We start from the raw sequence: 21,210 nt of genomic DNA, 5'->3' as shown, positions 1-21,210 counted from the left end.
CCCGCACCACCAGGACACCCCCATGACCACGACGCGCATCTTCTCCGGGATCCAGCCCTCCGCCGGGTCCCTCCACCTCGGCAACTACGTCGGGGCGCTCATGCAGTGGCGCGACCTGCAGGACGACCACGACGCGATCTACTGCGTGGTCGACATGCACGCGATCACCTCGCCGCAGGACCCGTCCGAGCTCCGCGCGAGCACCCGGGCGACCGCGGCGCAGTACATCGCCTCGGGCATCGACCCGACGAAGTCGACGCTGTTCGTGCAGTCGCACGTCCCCGCGCACGCCGAGCTGGCCTGGGTCCTCAACACCCTCACCGGCTTCGGCGAGGCCAGCCGGATGACCCAGTTCAAGGACAAGTCGGCACGTCAGGGCGCCGAGGCGGCGTCCGTCGGGCTCTTCACGTACCCGATCCTGATGGCCGCGGACATCCTGCTCTACGACACCGCCGTCGTCCCGGTCGGCGACGACCAGCGCCAGCACGTCGAGCTGACCCGGGACCTGGCGAACCGCTTCAACTCCCGGTTCGGGGACACGTTCGTCGTACCGGAGGCCAAGATCGGCACGGACACCGCGCGGATCTACGACCTGCAGGACCCGACGAGCAAGATGAGCAAGTCGGCCGCGTCCGACAACGGCCTCATCCGCCTGCTCGACGACCCGAAGCGCACCGCGAAGAAGATCCGGTCGGCGGTCACCGACACCGAGCGCGAGATCCGGGCGGACCGGCAGGCGAAGCCCGGCGTCACGAACCTGCTCGCGATCCTGTCCGCGTTCACGCGCAGGCCCGTCGCGACGCTCGAGGAGCAGTTCGTCGGCAAGGGCTACGGGGACCTCAAGGGCGCGGTGGCCGACGCCGTCGTCGCCGAGCTCGAGCCGGTGCGGGCGCGCACGCTCGAGCTACTCGACGACCCCGCCGAGCTCGACCGCCTGCTCGCGGTCGGCGCCGACCGCGCCGAGTCCATCGCGCAGGCGACGCTCGCCCGGGTGTACGACCGCATCGGCTTCGTGCCCCGCACCCGCGGCTGACGATGCTGCCCGTCACGCTGTCGTCGGACCGGGTCCGGCTCGACCTGCCGACCCGGTCCGACACGGCGGCGATCACCGCGGCGTGCCAGGACCCCGACGTCGTGCGGTGGACGACCGTGCCGACGCCGTACACCGAGCAGCACGCACGGACCTTCCTGGACGCCCTCGTCGGCCCCGGGTGGGCGTCCGACCGCGAGTACACCTGGGCGATCCGCCGTACCGGGTCGACCTGGCTCGAGGGCGTCGTGTCCTTCCGCACCGAGCACCGCGACCTGGGCTTCTGGCTGGCGCCGTACGCCCGGGGCGCCGGGCTCATGCACGAGGCCGTCGACCTGGTCGTCCGGTGGGCGTTCTCCCAGGGCGCGGCGGACGTGTACTGGGAGTGCTACGAGGGCAACACCGCGTCGGCGTCGGTCGCCCGCTCGGCCGGGTTCTCGTTCACCGGCACCGGTCCGGCCCGCATCCCCGCACGGGACGGTGCGCCGACGACGGCCTGGACCGGGCTCCGTCGCGCGGACGGCGTCCCGGCGTCGGCGCTCCCCTGGCCGGACGCGTCCTTCCGTGACGGCGGCGTCGTTCGCTGACAGGGGACAAGTCGGTGACGCGTCACCACGCTCCCGTCGGTAGTGTCGGAGCGTGACCACGTCCTCCCTCCCGCCGGCCCGTCCGGCCGAGGTCCGTGCGATGCAGCGAGCGCTCGACCTCGCGGCCCGCGGACCCGTCGTCGGCGACCACGCCCGCGTCGGCGCCGTGGTGCTCTCCCCCGCCGGTGACGTCCTCGCCGAGGGCTGGCACAAGGGCGCGGGGACCCCGCACGCCGAGGTCGACGCGATGGCCAAGCTGTCGCCGGAGCAGCTCCGCGGCGCCACGGCCGTCGTCACCCTCGAGCCGTGCAACCACACCGGACGCACCGGGCCCTGCGCCGTCGCGCTCATCGAGGCCGGCGTCGCACGGGTCGTCTACGCCGTCGACGACCCGGGCGTCCAGGCGCGCGGGGGCGCCGACCGCCTGCGCGCCGCCGGGGTCGAGGTGGTCTCCGGCGTCCTCGCGGACGAGGCCGAGGCGTTCCTCGAGCGCTGGCTGCTGTCGGTCCGCGCCGGGCGGCCGTGGGTCACCGTGAAGTGGGCGTCGAGCCTGGACGGTCGTGCCGCGGCTGCCGACGGCACGAGCAAGTGGATCACCGGCGCGGCCGCCCGCCAGCACGTGCACGAGCAGCGGGCCGCGCACGACGCCATCCTCGTCGGCACGGGCACCGTGCTCGCCGACGACCCGAGCCTGACCGCCCGCGGCGACGGCGGCGAGCTCCTCGCCGACCAGCCGCTCCCGGTCGTCCTGGGCGACCGCCCCGTGCCCGAGGACGCCGCCGTCCGTCGGCACCCCCGCGGCCTCGTGACCCTCGCCGGGCACGACCTCGACACCGCCCTGCGCAGCCTGCGCGACCACGGTGTCCACTCCGTCTTCGTCGAGGGGGGTCCGACGATCGCGTCCGCGCTGATCGCCGCGGGTCTCGTCGACGAGGTGCTCGTCTACCTCGCCCCGGTGCTGCTCGGAGGTCCCCGGACCGCCCTCGGCTACGTCGGGGTGGGAAGCATCGGCGAGCGTCACCAGTTGGACGTAACATCGACCACCAGCCTCGGCCCCGACCTGCTGGTCCGCGCACGACCCCACCGTTCCCGGCCCGGTACCGGACCGACGACGGCGGTCGACGAGCGCGGAGACGACGGGGCTCACGACGACCGGAGCACCCCATGACCGACGCACTCACCTCCCCCACCCCGGGCAGCCCGGTCCAGTTCGAGGTCGCGACGAACGTCCCGACCACCCACGGCACCTTCCAGATGCGCGCCTACCGCGACCTCGTCACGGGTGCGGAGCACGTCGCGATCATCGCGACGGACGACGACGGTTCACTGCCCGGCCCCGGTGCGCTCGTGCGGGTGCACTCCGAGTGCCTGACCGGCGAGGCGTTCGGCTCGCTGAAGTGCGAGTGCGGACCGCAGCTCGACGCCGCGCTGGACACGATCGCCGCCGAGGGCGGTGTGGTCGTCTACCTGCGCGGGCAGGAAGGCCGGGGCATCGGCCTCATCAACAAGCTCAAGGCCTACCGCCTGCAGGAGGACGGCCTCGACACGCTCGACGCGAACCTGGCGCTCGGGCTCCCCGCCGACTCGCGGGAGTACGGCGGCGCGGCCGGCATCCTCGCCGACCTCGGGATCACGAGCGTCCGCCTGCTCTCGAACAACCCGGAGAAGCGCCGACAGCTCGAGGAGCACGGCATCACCGTCGAGTCCCTCGTCCCGCTCGTCGTCGGGGTCTCCGCGCAGAACGCCGGGTACCTCGACACGAAGCGCGACCGGATGGGGCACCAGCTCCCCGCGCACCTGCAGGCCGGCGCCGCGAGCTGACCACGAGCAGGGCTGCGCGGACGACCGCGCGGCGATGCGCGGCGCGGGCGACCCCCCAGCGCCGCGCCAGCCGATCCTCGGTGGATTCGCAGCTGGGCGACATCTGTCGTACGCTGGGTGCTCCGTCACGAGCGGTCCCAACCACCGAACGCACCCGGCAACGCCCGCGCCACCCCGCGCGGACCAGCCGGTGTCCGCAGCTTCGGCACACCGCCGCGCTCGTCCGAGCGCTCCCCTCGGAGTCCCCCGCACCATGTCCGCCGCACCGGCACCCACGTCCACGACCACACCGGCCCCGGCCGCCGAGAACCCGCGCTCCCGCGTCGTCATCGCGAGCCTCGTCGGCACGTCGATCGAGTTCTACGACTTCTACGTCTACGCGACCGCCGCCGTCCTGGTCTTCCCGACGCTCTTCTTCCCGAACGAGGACCCGACGGCCTCGCAGCTGTCGTCGTTCGTCACGTTCGCCCTCGCCTTCTTCGCCCGGCCCGTCGGGTCGATCCTGTTCGGCCACTTCGGTGACCGCATCGGCCGCAAGGCGACGCTCGTCGCGTCCCTGCTCGTGATGGGCGCCGCGACGTTCCTGATCGGCTGCCTGCCGACCTTCGCGAGCGTCGGCATCTGGGCGCCGGTGCTCCTCGCCGTCCTGCGCTTCGCCCAGGGCGTCGGCCTCGGCGGCGAGTGGTCCGGCGCGGCCCTGCTCGCGACCGAGAACGCCCCGAAGGGCAAGCGTGGTGTCTTCGGCTCGATGCCGCAGCTCGGCGCCCCGATCGGCTTCCTGCTCGCGAACGGCCTGTTCATCGCGATCAACGCCGCCATGCCCGCCGCCGCCGACGGCACCCCGAACGCCGACTTCCAGGCGTGGGGCTGGCGCATCCCGTTCCTGCTGTCCGCGGTGCTCGTCATGGTGGGTCTCTACGTCCGCTTCAAGCTGGTCGAGTCGACCGTGTTCCGCGGTGTCCAGGAGAGCGGCTCGGTCGCGAAGCTCCCGCTCGGCCGGGTGTTCCGCACGTCGTGGAAGGCCGTCGTCGTCGGCACGTTCGGCATGGTCGCCACGTACGTCCTCTTCTACTTCATGACGACGTTCACGCTGAACTACGGCACGAACCCGTCCGAGCCGGCACCGCTGCAGAAGCTCGGGCTCGGCTACAGCCGTGGGGAGTTCCTCACCCTGCTCATGATCGGCGTGGTGTTCTTCGGCATCTTCACCCCGATCGCCGGCTGGCTCGCGGACAAGTACGGTCGCCGCCGCACCCTGATCCCGACCACGCTCGGCATCGCCCTGTTCGGCCTGACGTTCCAGCTCTGGTTCGCCGCCGCCACCGGGCCGATCACCGTCGTGACGTTCCTGATCGTCGGGCTGTCGCTCATGGGCCTGACGTTCGGGCCGATGGGGGCGCTCCTGCCGGAGCTCTTCCCGACGAACGTCCGGTACACGGGCTCCGCGCTGGCGTACAACATCGCGTCGATCATCGGGGCCTCGCTCGCGCCGACGATCGCGCTGCAGCTGTGGCAGCCGGACGGGAACATCTTCTTCGTCGGGCTGTACCTGACCGGGGCCGCCGTCGTGACGCTCGTCGCCCTCCTGCTCGTCCGCGAGACCAAGCAGGCCGGCCTCGCGGACGGGGACGCGACCGCCACCCGTCGATGACGCGACCACACGTCGCTGACGCGACTCCACTTCGGACGGGAGCGCGCCCCGCTCAGCGGTGACGCGTCAGCGTCACGCGGGGCGCGCCGACCGAGCCTGCGAGGGAGGTGTGCCAGCTGGCACCGTGCCTCCCGTCCGTCCTCGCGCAGCGCGCACCCACCGGTCGGTGCGAGACTGGACGACGGCCGCCAGCACCTCCCGCACGGGCGGCAGGAACCAGGAACGATGAGTCTCTTCGCACGTGCCAAGAAGTCCGACGGGCCCCGCGCCAGCTTCGGACGGCTGCTGACCTACCTGTTCGAGAACAAGCCCGCGATGGCCGTGATCATCGTGCTGAGCGTCCTCGGAGCCGCCGCATCGCTCGCGCAGCCGCTCCTGGTGAACCAGGTCGTGACGGCCGTGCAGCAGGGCGACACCCTGTCGGTCCTCGTCTGGGTGCTCGTGGCGCTCGTGCTCGTGTCCGGACTCCTGAACGGCGTCCAGCACTTCCTGCTCCAACGCGCGGGCGAGGGCGTGGTGCTCTCGACGCGCCGCAAGCTCATCGCGCGGATCCTCAACCTGCCGATCTCGGAGTTCGACACGCGGCGCACGGGTGACCTCGTCTCCCGCGTGGGGAGCGACACGACGCTCCTGCGCGCGGTGCTCACGCAGGGGCTCATCGAGTCGATCGGCGGCGCGCTCACGTTCATCGGCGCGATCATCGCGATGGCCGTGATCGACCCGCTCCTCCTCGGGATCACGGTCGTCATCGTCCTCGTCGCGATCGTCGTCGTCGGCGGGCTCAGCCGGCGCATCCGCATCGCGTCGAAGCGGGCGCAGGAGAAGGTCGGCGACCTCACGGCCGCGATCGAGCGCGGCATCGGGGCCGTGCGGACCATCCGCGCCGCCGGCGCCACCGACCGCGAGGTCCGCGAGGTCGACGACCACGCGACCGAGGCCTACCGTCGCGGCCTCGACATCGCGAAGATGTCGGCGTTCGTCGTGCCGGTCGCGAGCATCGTCATGCAGGTCGCGTTCATCGCCGTGCTCGGTGTCGGCGGGGCACAGGTCGCCGCCGGGCAGATCACCATCGCGACGCTCATCACGTTCATCCTGCTGCTCTTCATGATGGTGATGCCGCTCGGGCAGGCCCTGGGCGCGGCGGTGGCCGTCGCGCAGGCGCTCGGCGCGCTCGGCCGCATCGAGGAGATCCTGCACCTGCCGACCGAGGACCAGGACGACGGGGCCGTGCGGGTGGCCGCCGCGACGGAGACGGACGACGCGATCGCGTTCGAGCACGTCACGTTCCGGTACGCGGGGGGCGCCGACGCGTCCGGCGCTGACGGGGCTGCGGGTGCGGGTGCGGGTGCCGTTGGTAGCGGTGCTGGTGCTGGTGCTGGTGATGGCGCTCCTGGTGCGGACGACGTCGTGCTGGACGACGTGTCCTTCCGGGTGCCGCGCGGTGCCCGGGTCGCGCTCGTCGGGCCCTCGGGCGCCGGCAAGTCGACGACGCTCGCGCTCATCGAGCGGTTCTACGACCCGACCTCCGGTGTCATCCGGCTCGGCGGGGTCGACGTGCGCGGGCTGGACCGCGCGGAGCTCCGCGCCCAGATCGGCTACGTCGAGCAGGACGCCCCCGTGCTCGCCGGCACGATCCGGGCGAACCTGCTGCTCGGCTCCCCCGACGCGTCCGAGACCGAGTGCGTCCGCGTGCTCGAGGCCGTGAACCTCGGCGACGTGCTGCACCGCGACCCGCGTGGCCTCGACGCGCAGGTCGGTGAGGACGGCGTGATGCTCTCCGGCGGTGAGCGGCAGCGGCTCGCGATCGCCCGGGCGCTCCTGGCGGCGCCGCCGATCCTGCTGCTCGACGAGTCGACCTCGTCGCTCGACGGGGTGAACGAGCAGAAGATGCGGCTCGCGATCGACGCCGTGGCCGAGGACCGCACCCTGCTCGTCATCGCTCACCGGCTGTCGACCGTGGTGGACTCCGACGTCATCGTGGTGCTCGAGCACGGCCGGGTGGTGGGCACGGGCACGCACTCCGAGCTCGTGCAGTCCACCCCGCTGTACCGGGACCTGGCGAAGCACCAGCTCCTGGTCTGAGCCGTCAGGCGGCGAAGGGGTCCGGCGTCAGGACGTACACCGACTCCAAGTACTCCTCGATGCCCTCGTGCGACCCCTCGCGCCCGAGCCCGGAGGACTTCACCCCGCCGAACGGGAACGCGGCGTTCGACACGACGCCCGTGTTCAACCCGAGCATCCCCGTCTCCAGGCGCTCCGCCAGCCGCTGCCCCCGCCGGAAGTCACCGGTGAACGCGTAGGCGACCAGGCCGTACTCGGTGTCGTTCGCGAGCCGGATGCCCTCGTCCTCGGTGGCGAAGCGGGTGATCGAGACGACCGGGCCGAAGATCTCGGTCGTCAGGATGTCGGACCCCGGCTGCACGTCGTCCAGGACGGTCGGCGCGTAGAAGGTCCCCGGCCGGTCGACCCGCTCCCCGCCGGTGACGAGCCGCGCACCGCGCTGCACGGCGTCGTCGACCAGGGCCGCAGCCTTGTCCACCGCGCGGTCGTCGATGAGCGGCCCCATCGTCGTGCCGTCCTCGGTCCCGCGGCCGATGCGGAACCCGTCCACCTTCGCGGTGAGCGCCGCGGTGAAGGCGTCCGCGATGCCCTCCTGCACGAAGAAGCGGTTCGCGGCGGTGCAGGCCTCGCCGACGTTCCGGAACTTCGCCTGCATCGCGGCCTCGACGGCCTGGTCCAGGTCGGCGTCGTCGAAGACCAGGAGCGGGGCGTTGCCGCCGAGCTCCATGCTCGTCTTGAGGACGGTGTCCGCGGCCTGCTTGAGGAGCGCCGAGCCGACCGGGGTCGACCCCGTGAAGGTGAGCTTCCGGAGGCGACGGTCGGCGAGGATCGGCGCGGACAGGCCCTTCGCGTCGAGGGACGGCACGACGTTGAGCACGCCGTCCGGCAGCCCCGCACGGCGGAACAGCTCGACGAGGAACAGCGTCGTGAGCGGGGTGAGCTCGGCGGGCTTGAGCACCACGGTGCAGCCGGCGGCCAGGGCGGGCCCGATCTTCCGGGTCGCCATCGCGAGCGGGAAGTTCCACGGGGTGATCGCGTACACCGGGCCGACCGGCCGACGCAGGACGATCCCGCGGCCGGTGCCCTCCGGGTTCGTGCGGTAGTCGCCGTGGATCCGGACGGCCTCCTCCGAGAACCAGCGGAGGAACTCGGCACCGTAGGTCACCTCGCCCCGCGACTCGGCGATGGGCTTGCCCATCTCGAGGGTCATGAGCGCGGCGAGGTCGTCCTCGTGCTCCAGCGCCAGGTCGAAGGTCCGGCGCAGGATGTCCGACCGCGTGCGGGGCGGTGTCGCGGCCCATGACTCCTGCGCGGCGGCAGCGGCGTCGAGGGCGGCCATGCCGTCCTCCGGTGTGGCGTCGGCGACCTCGGCGAGGACCTCCCCCGTCGACGGGTCCCGGACGGCGAACGTCGCGCCAACGCTCGCGGCCCGCCACTGCCCGCCGATGAACAGGCCCGTCGGTACCCCCGTGACGCGGACGTGCTCGTCCGCCACGGTCGTGGTCGGACCGCCGTCGTGCTCGGTGCCGGCGCTGGTGGTGTCGGTGGTGCTGGTGGTGTCGGTCACAGTACTGCTCCTCCGGGGTTCGCGAGCCCCTCGTCCATGTCGCTGCGGTCGACGTGTCCGCCGACCGCTCGGATGTCGTCGAGCGCCGCAGCGCTCCGGTCCGGGTCGACGCCCGCCACCAGGTCCTCGTACACGGCGACGTCCAGGCCGGCTTCGCGGGCGTCGAGCGCCGAGGCCCGGACGCAGTGGTCCGTCGCGATGCCGACGATGTCGACCGTCGTCACGCGGCGCTCCGCCAGCAGGTCCGGCAGGGCGGTGCCGTCCTCGGTCACGGCCTGGAACGCCGAGTAGTCGGGACGGCCCTGCCCCTTGAACACGTGGACGTCCACGACCGAGGTGTCGAGGGCCGGGTGGTACTCGGCGCCCGCGGTACCGCCGACGCAGTGCACGGGCCAGGTGTCGACGAAGTCCGGGCCCGCCGCGCCGGCGAAGTGGCCGCCGTTGTCGTCGTCGCCGTGGTGCCAGTCGCGGGACCCGACGATCAGGTCGTACTCGTCGGCGTGCCGACCGAGGAACGCCGTGATGCGCTCCGCGAGGGCGGCCCCGCCGGCGACGCCGAGCGCACCGCCCTCCGTGAAGTCGTTCTGGACGTCGACGACGAGCAGTGCCCTGGCCATGCCGTCCATCCTGCACCCGGCGCCTCCGAGCCCGGTCGGCCGCGAGAGCGACGCGCGCAGGACTCAGCGGAGCGCGAACAGGGCGGCGTCCGTCGCGGGATCAGGACCCGGTGAGCTGCCCACCGCACGAGTAGGTGGCCGCGGTCACGGCGTCGAGCGCGGGGAGCGCCGCCGCCCGCGACGAGCCGATCGCGTAGAACGCGAACGTCAGCCGGGTGCCGTCCGCCGCGTCGATGTAGCCGCCGAGGGTGTTCGCGCTGTCGATCCACCCGGTCTTCGCGTGCACCTTGCCGCGCGCCACGGCGTTCGCCCCGGTGAACCGGCTCGCGAGCGTCCCCGACTGCCCGGCGACCGGCAGCGACTCCGCGAGGGTCCCGAGGCCCTCCGCGCCGGCCGCGACCTGGACCATGAGGTGGGCGACGAAGTCGGGCGACACCGCGTTCGACGCGCTCTCGCCCGAGCCGTCCTTGATCACGATGCCCGCCGGGTCGACCCCGTACGACGCCAGTGCCTTCTGGTAGACCCCGGTGAGCGAGGCCGCGGAGCCGTCGGCGCCGGACTCCTTCGACGAGATCCGCGCGAGCATCTCGGCGAGGGTGTTGTCCGAGTTGGGGATCATCTGCCCGATCAGCGTCGAGACGGGCTGCGAGGAGACCGTCGCGATCGTGTCCGTGCTCGTCGTGGCCCGCTTGACGATCTGGGCGTTCCCAGCGCCGACCACGCCCGCGTTCGCCAGTGCCGTCCGGAACGCCGCACCCGCGCGACCGACCGGGTCGGTGGAGCGCGGCGAGGTCGCGGCCGCCGGGTTCGCCCGGTCGCCGTCCACCATGAGCGCCGTGACCTCGGGCTGGTACCCGATCGTCCGCTCGCTCACCGGCCACGTGGGATCCCACGCGTCGGCGTCGTTCCAGTAGGTGTCGTCGGTGACGATCGTCGTGACGGGGGCGTCACCGAGCGATGCCTTCACCTGCTGGGCGAGCTGCGCCAGGGTCGGCGCCCCGGGGTAGACCGTGCCGCCGCCGACCGAGAGCGTCGGGTCGCCGTGACCGACGATCGCGATCGTGCCGTCCGGCTCCTTCGTCACCGTCGTCGGGATCCGGTGGTCGCCGCCGAGGACCGCGAGGGCCGTCGCCGTCGTGAGGGTCTTCATCACGCTGCCGGTCTGCGCGGGCTGGTCGCCCTTGCGGGAGAACAGGACCTCGCCGGTCGCCGCGTTCATCACGTACCCCTCGAAGTCGCCGAGGCCGGGCGCCGAGGCCGCGGCGTCGATCGTGCACGTCCGCAGGGCGGACGGGCCGGCGACGTCCTGCGGCACCGAGCGGCCGGCCGGCGTGGGCGTCGGGGTGGGGGTCGAGCTCGGCGTCCGGGACGTCGTCGCGGACGGCACCGCGGCGGCGCTCGTCGACCGCGTGGTCGGAGCGGTCGCCGCCGCGATCGCGACGGCTCCCCCGGACCCGAGCACGAGGACACCGGCCAGGGCGCCCGCGATCCACGGCACCGGACGGCGGGTGACGGACCCGCGGACGGCGGCGACCGCGTGACGGAGGCGGTCGGCGACGGACTGCGACGAGGGCTGCTGGTCGGACATCGCGACCGATCCTACGGAACTGCGGGAGGAGCCTCCAGACCGGATCCCGGGACCGACCGTCCACGCTCGGTCGTCGCATCCGAGGGAGCAGCGGTGTCGCCGTCGCCGTCGGCCGCGTAGCGGACGCCGACCTGGCGACGGGCCTCGTCCATCACGGCCATGATCGCGACGGTCTCCTCGGGGTCCATCGGACCGCCCTCGTGCATGCCGGAGGAGATCATCGCCTCGAAGGCGCGGGCCTCGTGCCCGTAGCCGGCGAGTTCCTCGCGCCCGTCGAACTCCTCGACCACGACGCCGTCCCGGTCCCGGATCCGCCACGTCGTCGGGGTGTACCAGGTCGCGTCGAGGTCGATGCGGCCGTCCTCACCGATGATCGACGCGGTGTTCGGGCTCCGCAGGTCCAGGCCGAAGTGGAGCATCGACTGCGCGCCGCCCTCGTGCGTGAGCACGACGCCCATCTGCGTGTCGACGCCCTGGTCGCTCAGCGTGCCCGCCGCGGTGACCGCCGTCGGGACGCCGAGCACGTCGACCGCGAACGAGATCGGGTAGACGCCGAGGTCCAGGATCGCGCCCCCGCCGAGCGCGGGGTCGTTGAGACGGTGCGTCGGGTCGGACGGCAGTGCCTGGTGGTGCGTGGCCTCGACCACCCGGGGGCGACCGATGCGCCCCTCGGCGATGACCTGGCGGATCATCGCGGACTGCGGCAGGAAGCGCGTCCACATCGCCTCCATCACGGCGACGTCGACGCGGCGGGCGGCGTCGACGACACGGCGGGCCTCGTCGGCGGTGATCGTGAAGGCTTTCTCGACGAGGACGTGCTTGCCGGCGGCGACGGCGAGGAGGGCGTCCTCGGCGTGCCGGGAGTGCGGGGTCGCGACGTACACCGCGTCGACGTCGTCCGCGGCGACGAGGTCCTCGTACGAGCCGTACGCCCGCGGGATGCCGTGCTCGGCGGCGAACGCCTCGGCGCGCTCCGGCGTGCGGCTGCCGACCGCGACGAACGCGACCCCGGCGGCGGTGCAGTCCCGCACGAACGAGTGGGCGATGCCGCCCGTGCCGATGACTCCCCAGCGAACCGTCATGCGACCTGTCTACCAGTCGGCGCCGGGACGGCCGGTCGTGTGACGGGGTGGGTGCGTCCGGCGGACGGGTCGTGTCGCGCACGGGCTCGGCGCGTCCGGCGGACGCGCCCGCGTGTGGCCGGCGCGTCCGGCGGGCGGGTCCCGGGCGTACCCGGCGTTGCGGCCCGGAACGGCGAGAACCCCCGCCTCCTGCTGGAGGACGGGGGTTCTCGGTGGAGCCGCCTGTCGGAATCGAACCGACGACCTATTCATTACGAGTGAATCGCTCTGCCGACTGAGCTAAGGCGGCGGACACTCCGTTGCCGGAGTGGCACGGGTAAGGACTATACAGGTTCAGACGAGTGAACGCGAAACGAGCGCCCCGAGCTCGGCGAAGGACCGCTCCAGCTCGTCCACCAGGTGCGTCTCGGTCGCGCTGTCCGACCACTCCCACCAGGCGTGCCGCAGGGCCGCGAGCGCCACGATCGAGGCCAGTCTCGCCCGGCGCCGCAGCGCATCCGGGTCCGCAGCCTCCGCCAACGCGGGGTCCGTCGTCCGGAGTCGGGCGGCGACGGCGTCCTCGATCTGCGCCTGGAACTCCTTCATCGACGCCATCCGCCGACTGAACAGTTCGGGCGCGGCGCGCAGCACCTGCTGCCGCTCCTCGAGCAGGCCGCGCTCCTCGATGAGCTCCTCGGTCGCGTGCACCAGCAGGGTGCCCAGGTCGCCGAGCAGGTCTCCGCTCGGCCCGCCGGCGCGGAACGTCGCCAGGGCGTCGTCGTCCGGCAGCGTCGGGTCGTCGCCGAGGAGCGCCTGTTCCTTGCTCGGGAAGTAGTTGAAGAACGTGCGCGGCGACACGTCGGCGCGCCGCGAGACCTCGTCGACCGTCACGGCGGCGAGGCCGGACTCGATCGCGATCCGGAGGGCGGCCTGCTGGATGGCGAAGCGGGTGGCGCGGCGCTTGCGCTCGCGCAGGCCGGGAGCGGCGTCGGGCATGCGGTGATCTTCTCACGGGCGCCGGTCGCGCAGGTGTGGCCGGGGACGGACGGGAGGATCGGGGCGGGGTCCGCCGTGCGGGCGGCGGCGGTCAGCGTGTCGCGCGGGCGATCGCTGCGGGGTCCGCCGTGCGGGCGATGCTGGTCAGCGTGTCGCGCGGGCGATCGTGACCAGGAGGGCTTCGAGCGCCAGGAGCGCGGCGACGTTGGCGGCGATCCGCTGCCGAGCGAGGGCGATCGCGTCGAGGACCTCGAGCGCGGCGGCGGGTGGCACCGCTCCGAGGGCCCGGTCGAGTTCGTCCCGCATCGTCTCGTTCACCGGTTCCGCCGGAGCACCGAGCCCGAGCAGGAGCAGGTCGCGGTACAGCGAGGAGACGTCGACCAGGATGCGGTCGAGACCGTCCCGCAGGCTCCGCGTCGCCCGGCGCTTCTGGTCCTCCTCGAGGGCACGGAGCTGCGAGCGGAGCGCGGGCGGGACCGTGCCGCCGGGCTCGATGCCGAGGGACCGCAGGGCGGCGTCCCGTTCCTCGGCGTCGCGCTGCTGGGTGATCGCCTTCGCGTCCTCGTCCGCGACCGCGAGCAGGTCCGCCGCCGCCATGACGGCGTCGCCCACGGAGCGCACACCGAGCACGGTGGTCAGGGTCCGCCGCCGGCGGTTCCGGGCGTCCTCGCTCGTGGCGAGCCGCTGGGCCATCCCGATGTGGCTCTGCGCCTGGCGTGCGGCATCCGTCGCGAGGGCACGGTCGACGCCGGTGCGCGCGACGATGAGCTCGGCGACCGAGGCGACGTCGGGCACCCGGAGGCGCACCGACCGGACGCGCGACCGGATGGTCGGCAGCAGGTCGGCCTCGCTCGGGGCGCAGAGGATCCACACCGTCCGCTCCGGGGGCTCCTCGAGCGCCTTGAGCAGCAGGTTCGAGGTCCGCTCGGTCATGCGGTCGGCGTCCTCGATGATGACGACGCGGTACCGGCCCACCGACGGCGAGTAGTACGACGACGTCACGAGCTGCCGGATCTCGTCGATCGTGATGATCACCCGCTGGGTGGTCAGCACGGACACGTCCGGGTGGGTGCGCGCGGCGATCTGCCGGAGCGCGTGGTCGTCGTCGGAGCCAGCACCGACCAGTGCGGCGGCGAAGGCCGCGGCGACGTTCGACCGACCGGACCCGGGCGGGCCGGTGATGAGCCACGAGTGCGTCATGCCACCGGTGTCCTCCGGCCCCTCGGCAGCGGACCGCAGCGCAGCCACCGCCTCGTCCTGACCGGTCAGGCCGTCCCACACGCTCACGAGGTCATCCTGTCAGCAGCCACCGTCACGCCGCGGGCACCAGGGCAGCGACGGCCGCACGGATGCGCTGCTGCACGGCGTCGGGGTCCTCGGCGGCGTCGACGACCAGGAACCGGTCCGGCTCGGCCGTCGCCATGGCGAGGAACGCCTGCCGGACCGACTCGTGGAACGCCTCGGCCTCGGACTCGAGCCGGTCGAACGTGTCGCCCCGGGCCGCTGCCACCCGCGCACGTCCGACCGTGACGTCGAGGTCGAGCAGGACGGTCAGGTCCGGGACGAGCCCGTCGGCTGCCCAGTCGGACACCGACCGGATGTGGTCGGCGCCGAGGCCGCGCGCGACGCCCTGGTACGCCACCGACGAGTCGATGTAGCGATCCTGCAGCACGACGTCACCGCGCGCGACGGCGGGCCGCACCACGGTCTCGACGTGGTGCGCCCGGTCGGCCGCGTAGAGCAGGGCCTCGGCGCGCGGGGCGACGTGGCCGCGTTCGTGCAGGACGATCTCGCGGATCCGCTGCCCGAGGTCGGTGCCCCCGGGCTCACGGGTCCGGACGACCGTGCGGCCGCGCGCCTCGAGCCACGCCGTCAGCAGGGCGGCCTGTGTCGTCTTGCCGACACCGTCCCCGCCCTCGAGCGTGATGAACCACCCGCGCGCCGGCGATCTGTCCGCCGCTGTGCGCGGCGCTGTCCCGTCGGTCACTGCTTCTTCGGGGCGGCCTTCTTCGGAGCGGCCTTCCGCGCCGGGGCCTTCTTCTTGACCGGACCCTTGGCACGCTTGTCCGCCAGGAGCTGCACGGCACGGGCGTGGTCGACGGACTCGACGTCCTCACCACGCGGGATCGTGGCGTTCGTCTCCCCGTCGGTGACGTACGGACCGAAGCGGCCGTCCTTCACCTTGATCGGCTTGCCCGACACCGGGTCCGCCTCGAACTCCTTGAGCGCGGCGCTCGCGGTCCGACGGCCGCCGTACTTCGGCTGGGCGAACAGCTCGAGCGCGCCGGGTAGGTCGACCTCGAAGATCGCGTCCTCGCTCGGCAGGGTCCGGGTGTCCGTGCCCTTCTTGATGTACGGACCGTAGCGGCCGTTCTGCGCCGTGATGTCCTCGCCGGACTCCGGGTCCTTCCCGACGACACGGGGCAGGTCGAGGAGCTTCAGCGCGGTCTCCAGGTCGACGGTCTGCGGGTCCATCGACTTGAAGAGCGACGCGGTGCGTTCCTTCGGCGCGGCGGCCTTCTTCGTGGTCTTCTTCGCCGGCGCCTTCGTCGCGGTCGTCGCCGCTGCGGTCGTCGTCGCTGCTGCGGCCTCGGCCGGGGCGGGCTCCGTCACCTCGCCGGTCGAGGGGTCCACGGTGGGCTCGGGCTCGGGGCTCCGCTCGGTGACGTACGGGCCGAACCGACCGTCCTTCGCCAGGACCTCCTTCCCGGACTCCGGATTGATGCCCACGACGCGGTCGCCGACGACCGGGGCGTCGACGAGCTCCTGTGCCTTCTCGGCGGTGAGCTCGTCCGGCGCCAGGTCCTCGGGGACGTTCACGCGTCGGGGCTTCTCGGGGTCCTCGCCCGGCACCTCGATGTAGGGGCCGTACCGACCGATGCGGAGCGTGAGCCCCGGCGCGAGCTCGACCGAGTTGATGTCCCGGGCGTCGATCTCGCCGAGGTTGTCGATGACGGTGCGCAGACCGCGCTGGTCGCCGCCGCCGAAGTAGAACTCCTTGAGCCAGTCGACCCGGTCCTCGTCGCCGCTGGCGATCCGGTCGAGGTCCTCTTCCATCCCGGCGGTGAAGTCGTACTGCACCAGGTCGGCGAAGTGGTCCTCGAGCAGTCGGACCACGCTGAACGCGATCCAGTTCGGCACGAGTGCGCTGCCGCGCTGGGTCACGTAGCCGCGGTCCATGATCGTCGAGATGATCGCGGCGTACGTCGAGGGTCGGCCGATGCCGAGCTCCTCGAGCGTCTTCACCAGGCTCGCCTCGGTGTACCGCGGCGGGGCCGAGGTGTCGTGCCCCTTGGCGTCGACCTCGCTGACGCCGAGGTGGTCCCCCTCGGCCATCTGCGGGAGCTTCGCGTCCGCGCCGTCGGCACCGCCGTGGCGCTCCTCGTCGCGACCTTCCTCGTACGCGTTGAGGAAGCCGCGGAAGGTGATCACGGTGCCGGACGCGGTGAACTCCGCGTCCGTGCCGTTCGCCGTCGACGCCAGGCCCGTGACGGGCTCGGTCGACGTGATCCCGAGGACGACCGACGCGGTCGAGCCCTTGGCGTCCGCCATCTGCGACGCGACCGTGCGCTTCCAGATGAGGTCGTAGAGCTTCCAGTCGTTGCCGCGCAGCACCCCCTCCATCTCGGACGGGGTCTTGAAGGTGTCGCCCGCGGGCCGGATGGCCTCGTGCGCCTCCTGCGCGTTCTTGCTCTTGCCGGCGTAGCTGCGCGGCTTGTCGGGGACGGTCTCCGGACCGTACAGCGACGACGCCTGCTTCCGGGCGGCGGTGATCGCCTGCTGCGACAGGGACGACGAGTCCGTTCGCATGTAGGTGATGTGGCCGTTCTCGTACAGCCCCTGCGCGACGCTCATCGTCTGCCGGGCCGAGAAACGGAGCTTCCGCGCGGCCTCCTGCTGGAGCGTCGAGGTGGTGAACGGCGCGGCCGGACGGCGCGTGTACGGCTTCGAGTCGACGCTGCGGACGACGGCGTCGCCGGCCTGCTCGAGCACGCGGGTCAGGGCAGCGGCGGACGCCTCGTCCAGCCGGACGGCCTCGCCCTTGAGCGCACCGCGGTCGTCGAAGTCGCGACCGGAGGCCACGCGGGTGCCCTGGAGACGAGCGAGCCGGGCGGTGAAGGCGGTGTCGCCGACCTTCTCGAAGCGCGCCGTCAGGTCCCAGTAGTTCGCCGAGACGAACGCCAGGCGCTCGCGCTCCCGGTCCACGACGAGACGGGTGGCGGCGGACTGCACGCGCCCGGCGGACAGTCCGGGGCCGACCTTGCGCCAGAGCACCGGCGAGACCTCGTACCCGTAGAGCCGGTCGAGGATTCGACGGGTCTCCTGGGCGTCGACGAGCGCGGTGTCGAGTTCGCGGGTGGCCTCCTGCGCGCGCTGGATGGCCTCCTTCGTGATCTCGTGGAACACCATGCGCTTCACGGGCACCTTGGGCTTGAGCACCTGCAGGAGGTGCCACGCGATGGCCTCGCCCTCGCGGTCTTCATCAGTTGCGAGGTAGAGCTCGTCGGCGTCCTTGAGCGCCCGCTTGAGCTCGGTCACCGTCTTCTTCTTCGCGTCGGAGACCACGTAGTAGGGCTCGAAGCCGTTGTCGACGTCGACGGAGAACTTGCCGAGCGACCCCTTCTTCAGCTCGGCCGGCAGGTTCTTGGGCTCGACGAGGTCGCGGATGTGTCCGACTGACGCCTGGACTTCGTATCCGTCACCGAGGTATTGCGCGATCGTCTTCGCCTTCGCGGGGCTCTCGACGATCACGAGCTTCTTCGTGCCTGGCACGTGACTCCTTGATCGATGGTGCACGCCGGCTCCGTCCCGCACAGGGACCATGGACGACCGGGACGACGGTGACCGGGGGCCGACGTGCACACCATACACACACTGTCGGCACGACCCGGTGGGCGGACCGGCCACCGCGAGCGCGCCCACGGCGACAGCTCCGGAACCGACCGTGACGCCGACCCGGGCGACGGAGCCCGCCGTCCGACAGTCGGTGAGCCGCGCAGCGTTCGCGTTGGCGACCCGACCGGCAGCAGCGCACGGCGCACCGGCCACGAGCCCGACGGCGGCCCCGGCAGCGGCGATCGCCGCCGAGTCCGCCGTGGCCGCCGCACGGGTCGACAGGACCCGGTCGCGCGCGGCGCCGAGCGCCACCGAGCCGACGAGCAGGACGAGGGCGACGACCCCGACCAGCACGATCGTCGCCGAACCGCGGTCCGACCCGAGCACCGGACTCCCCCGGCGCCCGCTCACCGACCAGCCTCCGCCGCGCACCCCGTCGCGGTCAGCGGGACGGCGGACAGCGGGCCGCCCGTCCGCCCCGCCAGGTCGACGCACACCGTGCCGTCGGCGTGCCGGACGGTCGCGACCGTGCCCGGCGCCCCCTCGCGCACCAGCCGGTCAGCCGCGGCCTGGTCGCCCCGCCCGAGCGCCCGTGCGGCGGCGCCCGCCGCGGCCTGCATGCTCCCGACGCGGTCGACCAGGACGACCCCGGCCACGAGCGTCACGAGCACGAGGACCACGGCGGGCAGCGCCACGGCGAACTCCACGGTCACGCTCCCGCCGTCACGAGGTGAGCGCACCGCGGACGAGGTCGGTCAGGATCTGCTGGACCTCGCCCGACCGCATCACGGCCACGAGCACGCCGGCGAAGGCCACCGCGGCCAGGATGACGACCGCGTACTCGGCCGTGGCGGACCCGTCGTCGGCGCGGAGCCGCAGCCGGCGCCTCGTGCGGCGGTGGCCCCTCGTGGTGTCGGTCATGTCGTTCCCCTTTCTCTGTGAGGCATCTCGCTCGTCGTGGGACCAGCCTCGCGACCGCGGCGGCTGCGGGACGGGCGAACCGTGCGGTCTGTGGATGCGTCAGCCCGGACCCCCGACGGTGGAGGAGAGGACACCGACGACGACCGGCACGACGGCGACCAGCACGAACGCCGGGAGCACGCACACCCCCAGGGGCAGGACGAGTCGCACGCCGAGCCGTTCGGCCTCGGCGAGCGCGGCGGCAGCGGCGTCGTCCCGCACGTCCTCGGCCGCGGCACGGAGGAGCCCCGCCGCGGGCACACCGGCACGACGGCTGAGGGACAGGACCTCCCGGAGCCGGCGCTCGGTCGCCGCCTCCGCCGGAGCCGGAGCCGGAGCCGGAGCCAGGGCACCACCGCCCTGCTCGGCGAGGACCTCCCGCACCGTCGTGGCGGCCGCGGCCCACGACCCTCCGCCGGACAGCGCGACCGCCCAGGCGTCGAGCAGGACCCCCGCGACCCGGCCGTCCGGCGTCGCTCGGCGGACGAGGCCGGCGCTCCACCGTCGACCGGCCAGGACGAGGATCGCGGCCGACACCGTGCAGCACCAGCCGACCGGACCGGTCACGAGCACCTCGACTGCTCCGGCTCCCCACGCCGACGCGAGCGCGAGGCCGAACACCGGCAGTGTCAACACCACCCGGGCACTCGTCCGCGGTCCCGCGAGCGCGACCCGGACCGCCCGGTCCGAGGCCGCCGTCCGACGCATCGCCGCGGCGAGCGCCCGGAGCGCGTCGGCCACGGGCGCCCCGGTGCGCTCGGCGACCGCGATGACGATCCGCACGTCGTGCCAGGCCGGGTCGTCCCCGTCGGGGAGTCCGCCGACCAGCGTCCATGCGCGCGGCGGTGGGACGCCGGCAGCCACCAGGACCGCGACCTGGTCGATCAGACGCGCGATCGCAGCACCGTCGGCCGGACGCCCTGCCGCGCCGCCGACCCACCGCGGAGCCGAGGCACCGGCGCCTCGGCGCCCGGCCGCGCCCCCACCGGTCACCGGCGCCGGCGTGCCGTGCCCTGGAGCGGTCGCGTCGCGAGCCGACCGCCCTCGTCCACGACGGGCGTCCCGACCGCAGCGACGATGCGTTTCCCGGCCCGCCGCTCGAGGTGCACGACGAGGTCCAGCGCGCTGACGACCTGCCGGGCGACGGCGGTGACCCCGAGTCCGGCGAGCGCTCCGAGGGCCTCGAGCCGGGCCGCGACGTCCGCCAGACCGTTCGCGTGCAGGGTCCCGGCGCCACCGTCGTGCCCCGTGTTCAGCGCGGCGAGGAGCTCGCGCACCTCGGCTCCGCGGCACTCCCCCACCACCAGTCGGTCCGGCCGCATCCGCAGGGCCTCGCGGACGAGCCGCTCGAGACCGAGTGCTCCGGCCCCCTCGGCGTTCGCCTGACGTGCCTCGAGCGCGACGACGTGGGGATGGTCCACGCGGAGCTCGGCGACGTCCTCGACGGTCACGATCCGCTCGGTGTGCGGGACGGCGGCGAGCATCGCGGAGAGCATCGTCGTCTTGCCGCTGCCGGTCGCGCCGGTCACCAGGACGTTCCGCCGAGCGGCGACGGCGTCCTCGAGCACCGAACGTGGCACCGTCCGGAACGCGCCGAGGCCCTCGAGGTCGGCGAGGGTCGGACGACCGGGTCGCGGCAGGCGGACGGACAGCGCGGTCCCGTCGACCGCGACCGGCGCGAGCACGACGTGCACCCGGATGCCGTCCCCGATCCGGACGTCCGCACACGGTGTGCTCTCGTCGACGTGCCGGTCGCCGAGTGCGACGAGCTCGGTCGCCAGCGCCCGCACGCGCCGCTCGGGCAGGGCAGGCGGGACCCGTTCGAGTCCGCGCCCCCGGTCGACCCACGTGCCACGTCCGCCGACGACCAGGACGTCGGTCGTGTCCGCGTCGACCACGAGGGCGGCGAGCTCCTCGAAGACACCGGCGTCCACCCGACGCCGGTGCGCCGGCCGGTCGACGTGCGGCAGGAAGGGATCGGTCCCGGCTCGGTGTCGGTGCATGACGGGGACGGTAGGGCGACCATCCGTGGTTCGTCGCGCGGACGAACGGCTCTGTGGACAACAGAGCCGATCCCGGCCAGCGGACTCTTTTGTACCCCGAACTACAAAGCCGTACCCCGTTCCATGCCGCGAGTCCAGGGGTGGTGCAACACCGCACCGAGCCGCCCTGACCCGTCTCACGAGGGGTCACGGAGCCCCGACACCGATCGAACGCGTGTCGCGCCGGTATGGACAGGTCTGTCCACGGTTCGGCACCAGATCGGGGATCACCCGACGGGCCGCCGGACGGATGCGCGACACCCGTCGGGGAAAAAGAAGAGGCGGCACCGGTTGGGGGGAACTGGTGCCGCCGGACATCGGTGGATTGGGGGGAATCCGAACCGGTGCCACCGGGAACGAGCCCGGTAGGAACCACTGTACCCCATGAACGAG

17 protein-coding genes, 1 tRNA gene and 1 pseudogene are annotated in these 21,210 nt (G+C 73.1%); 6 read left to right on the top strand and 13 right to left on the bottom strand.

Features of this window, described 5'->3' with window-relative positions:
• Nucleotides 1-22 precede the first annotated feature (22 nt).
• The 6 genes and pseudogenes from trpS (at nucleotide 23) to HUN59_RS07360 (ending at nucleotide 7,171) form a co-directional block, all read left to right on the top strand.
• On the top strand, nucleotides 23-1,033 hold the full coding sequence (gene trpS, locus HUN59_RS07385) for a tryptophan--tRNA ligase (protein WP_174777976.1): 1,011 nt from the start codon (nucleotides 23-25) through the stop codon (nucleotides 1,031-1,033).
• Nucleotides 1,034-1,035: 2 nt separating this feature from the next.
• Nucleotides 1,036-1,617: a GNAT family N-acetyltransferase gene (locus HUN59_RS07380; protein ID WP_174777975.1), complete on the top strand. Its 582-nt coding sequence runs from the start codon at nucleotides 1,036-1,038 to the stop codon at nucleotides 1,615-1,617.
• Nucleotides 1,618-1,717: 100 nt separating this feature from the next.
• The gene (ribD, locus tag HUN59_RS07375; protein WP_174779417.1) at nucleotides 1,718-2,785 is read left to right on the top strand and encodes a bifunctional diaminohydroxyphosphoribosylaminopyrimidine deaminase/5-amino-6-(5-phosphoribosylamino)uracil reductase RibD; all 1,068 of its coding nucleotides are present in this window, start codon (nucleotides 1,718-1,720) and stop codon (nucleotides 2,783-2,785) included.
• 29 nt (nucleotides 2,786-2,814) lie between these two features.
• Nucleotides 2,815-3,438, top strand: a pseudogene (gene ribA, locus HUN59_RS07370) (GTP cyclohydrolase II); the annotation flags it as partial.
• 253 nt (nucleotides 3,439-3,691) lie between these two features.
• Nucleotides 3,692-5,089 carry an MFS transporter gene (locus tag HUN59_RS07365; protein ID WP_174777974.1) on the top strand — a complete coding sequence of 466 codons (1,398 nt, stop codon included), beginning with the start codon at nucleotides 3,692-3,694 and terminating at the stop codon, nucleotides 5,087-5,089.
• A 225-nt stretch (nucleotides 5,090-5,314) separates the two neighbouring features.
• On the top strand, nucleotides 5,315-7,171 hold the full coding sequence (locus tag HUN59_RS07360) for an ABC transporter ATP-binding protein (RefSeq protein WP_174777973.1): 1,857 nt from the start codon (nucleotides 5,315-5,317) through the stop codon (nucleotides 7,169-7,171).
• Between the two features lie 4 nt (nucleotides 7,172-7,175).
• On the opposite strand, the gene HUN59_RS07355 is transcribed toward HUN59_RS07360, so the two are convergent.
• The 13 genes from HUN59_RS07355 to HUN59_RS07295 form a co-directional block, all read right to left on the bottom strand.
• Complete coding sequence (locus tag HUN59_RS07355; protein ID WP_174779416.1) at nucleotides 7,176-8,645, bottom strand: NAD-dependent succinate-semialdehyde dehydrogenase; 1,470 nt, start codon at nucleotides 8,643-8,645, stop codon at nucleotides 7,176-7,178.
• Nucleotides 8,646-8,713: 68 nt separating this feature from the next.
• Nucleotides 8,714-9,334, bottom strand: a complete 621-nt coding sequence (locus HUN59_RS07350) for an isochorismatase family protein (RefSeq protein ID WP_174777972.1) — start codon at nucleotides 9,332-9,334, stop codon at nucleotides 8,714-8,716.
• Between the two features lie 100 nt (nucleotides 9,335-9,434).
• Nucleotides 9,435-10,922, bottom strand: a complete 1,488-nt coding sequence (gene dacB / locus HUN59_RS07345; protein ID WP_174777971.1) for a D-alanyl-D-alanine carboxypeptidase/D-alanyl-D-alanine endopeptidase — start codon at nucleotides 10,920-10,922, stop codon at nucleotides 9,435-9,437.
• Between the two features lie 11 nt (nucleotides 10,923-10,933).
• Nucleotides 10,934-12,004: a Gfo/Idh/MocA family protein gene (locus HUN59_RS07340; RefSeq protein ID WP_174777968.1), complete on the bottom strand. Its 1,071-nt coding sequence runs from the start codon at nucleotides 12,002-12,004 to the stop codon at nucleotides 10,934-10,936.
• A 213-nt stretch (nucleotides 12,005-12,217) separates the two neighbouring features.
• Nucleotides 12,218-12,293, bottom strand: a tRNA-Thr gene (locus HUN59_RS07335).
• Between the two features lie 44 nt (nucleotides 12,294-12,337).
• Nucleotides 12,338-12,979, bottom strand: coding sequence for a TetR/AcrR family transcriptional regulator (locus HUN59_RS07330; protein WP_174777967.1), 642 nt, complete (start codon nucleotides 12,977-12,979; stop codon nucleotides 12,338-12,340).
• Between the two features lie 144 nt (nucleotides 12,980-13,123).
• A complete protein-coding gene (locus tag HUN59_RS07325; protein WP_058741671.1) occupies nucleotides 13,124-14,266 on the bottom strand; it encodes a DNA polymerase III subunit delta' in 1,143 nt (380 codons plus the stop codon).
• A gap of 25 nt (nucleotides 14,267-14,291) precedes the next feature.
• Entirely contained in the window at nucleotides 14,292-14,966 is a 675-nt protein-coding gene (tmk, locus tag HUN59_RS07320) for a dTMP kinase (RefSeq protein ID WP_174777966.1), read from the bottom strand.
• Nucleotides 14,963-17,752, bottom strand: coding sequence for a type I DNA topoisomerase (gene topA, locus HUN59_RS07315; protein WP_174779415.1), 2,790 nt, complete (start codon nucleotides 17,750-17,752; stop codon nucleotides 14,963-14,965). Before topA ends, tmk begins: the two co-directional genes overlap by 4 nt.
• 470 nt (nucleotides 17,753-18,222) lie before the next feature.
• The gene (locus HUN59_RS07310) at nucleotides 18,223-18,528 is read right to left on the bottom strand and encodes a hypothetical protein (RefSeq protein ID WP_144804296.1); all 306 of its coding nucleotides are present in this window, start codon (nucleotides 18,526-18,528) and stop codon (nucleotides 18,223-18,225) included.
• A 10-nt stretch (nucleotides 18,529-18,538) separates the two neighbouring features.
• Entirely contained in the window at nucleotides 18,539-18,736 is a 198-nt protein-coding gene (locus tag HUN59_RS07305; RefSeq protein WP_174777965.1) for a DUF4244 domain-containing protein, read from the bottom strand.
• Nucleotides 18,737-18,835: 99 nt separating this feature from the next.
• A complete protein-coding gene (locus HUN59_RS07300; protein ID WP_174777964.1) occupies nucleotides 18,836-19,768 on the bottom strand; it encodes a type II secretion system F family protein in 933 nt (310 codons plus the stop codon).
• On the bottom strand, nucleotides 19,765-20,778 hold the full coding sequence (locus HUN59_RS07295) for a TadA family conjugal transfer-associated ATPase (RefSeq protein ID WP_174777963.1): 1,014 nt from the start codon (nucleotides 20,776-20,778) through the stop codon (nucleotides 19,765-19,767). Before HUN59_RS07295 ends, HUN59_RS07300 begins: the two co-directional genes overlap by 4 nt.
• Nucleotides 20,779-21,210 lie beyond the last annotated feature (432 nt).

Source organism: Curtobacterium sp. Csp2, from assembly GCF_013347165.1.
The sequence above is the reverse complement of the archived record's forward strand: the minus strand, read 5'-3'. Positions and strand labels throughout refer to the sequence as shown.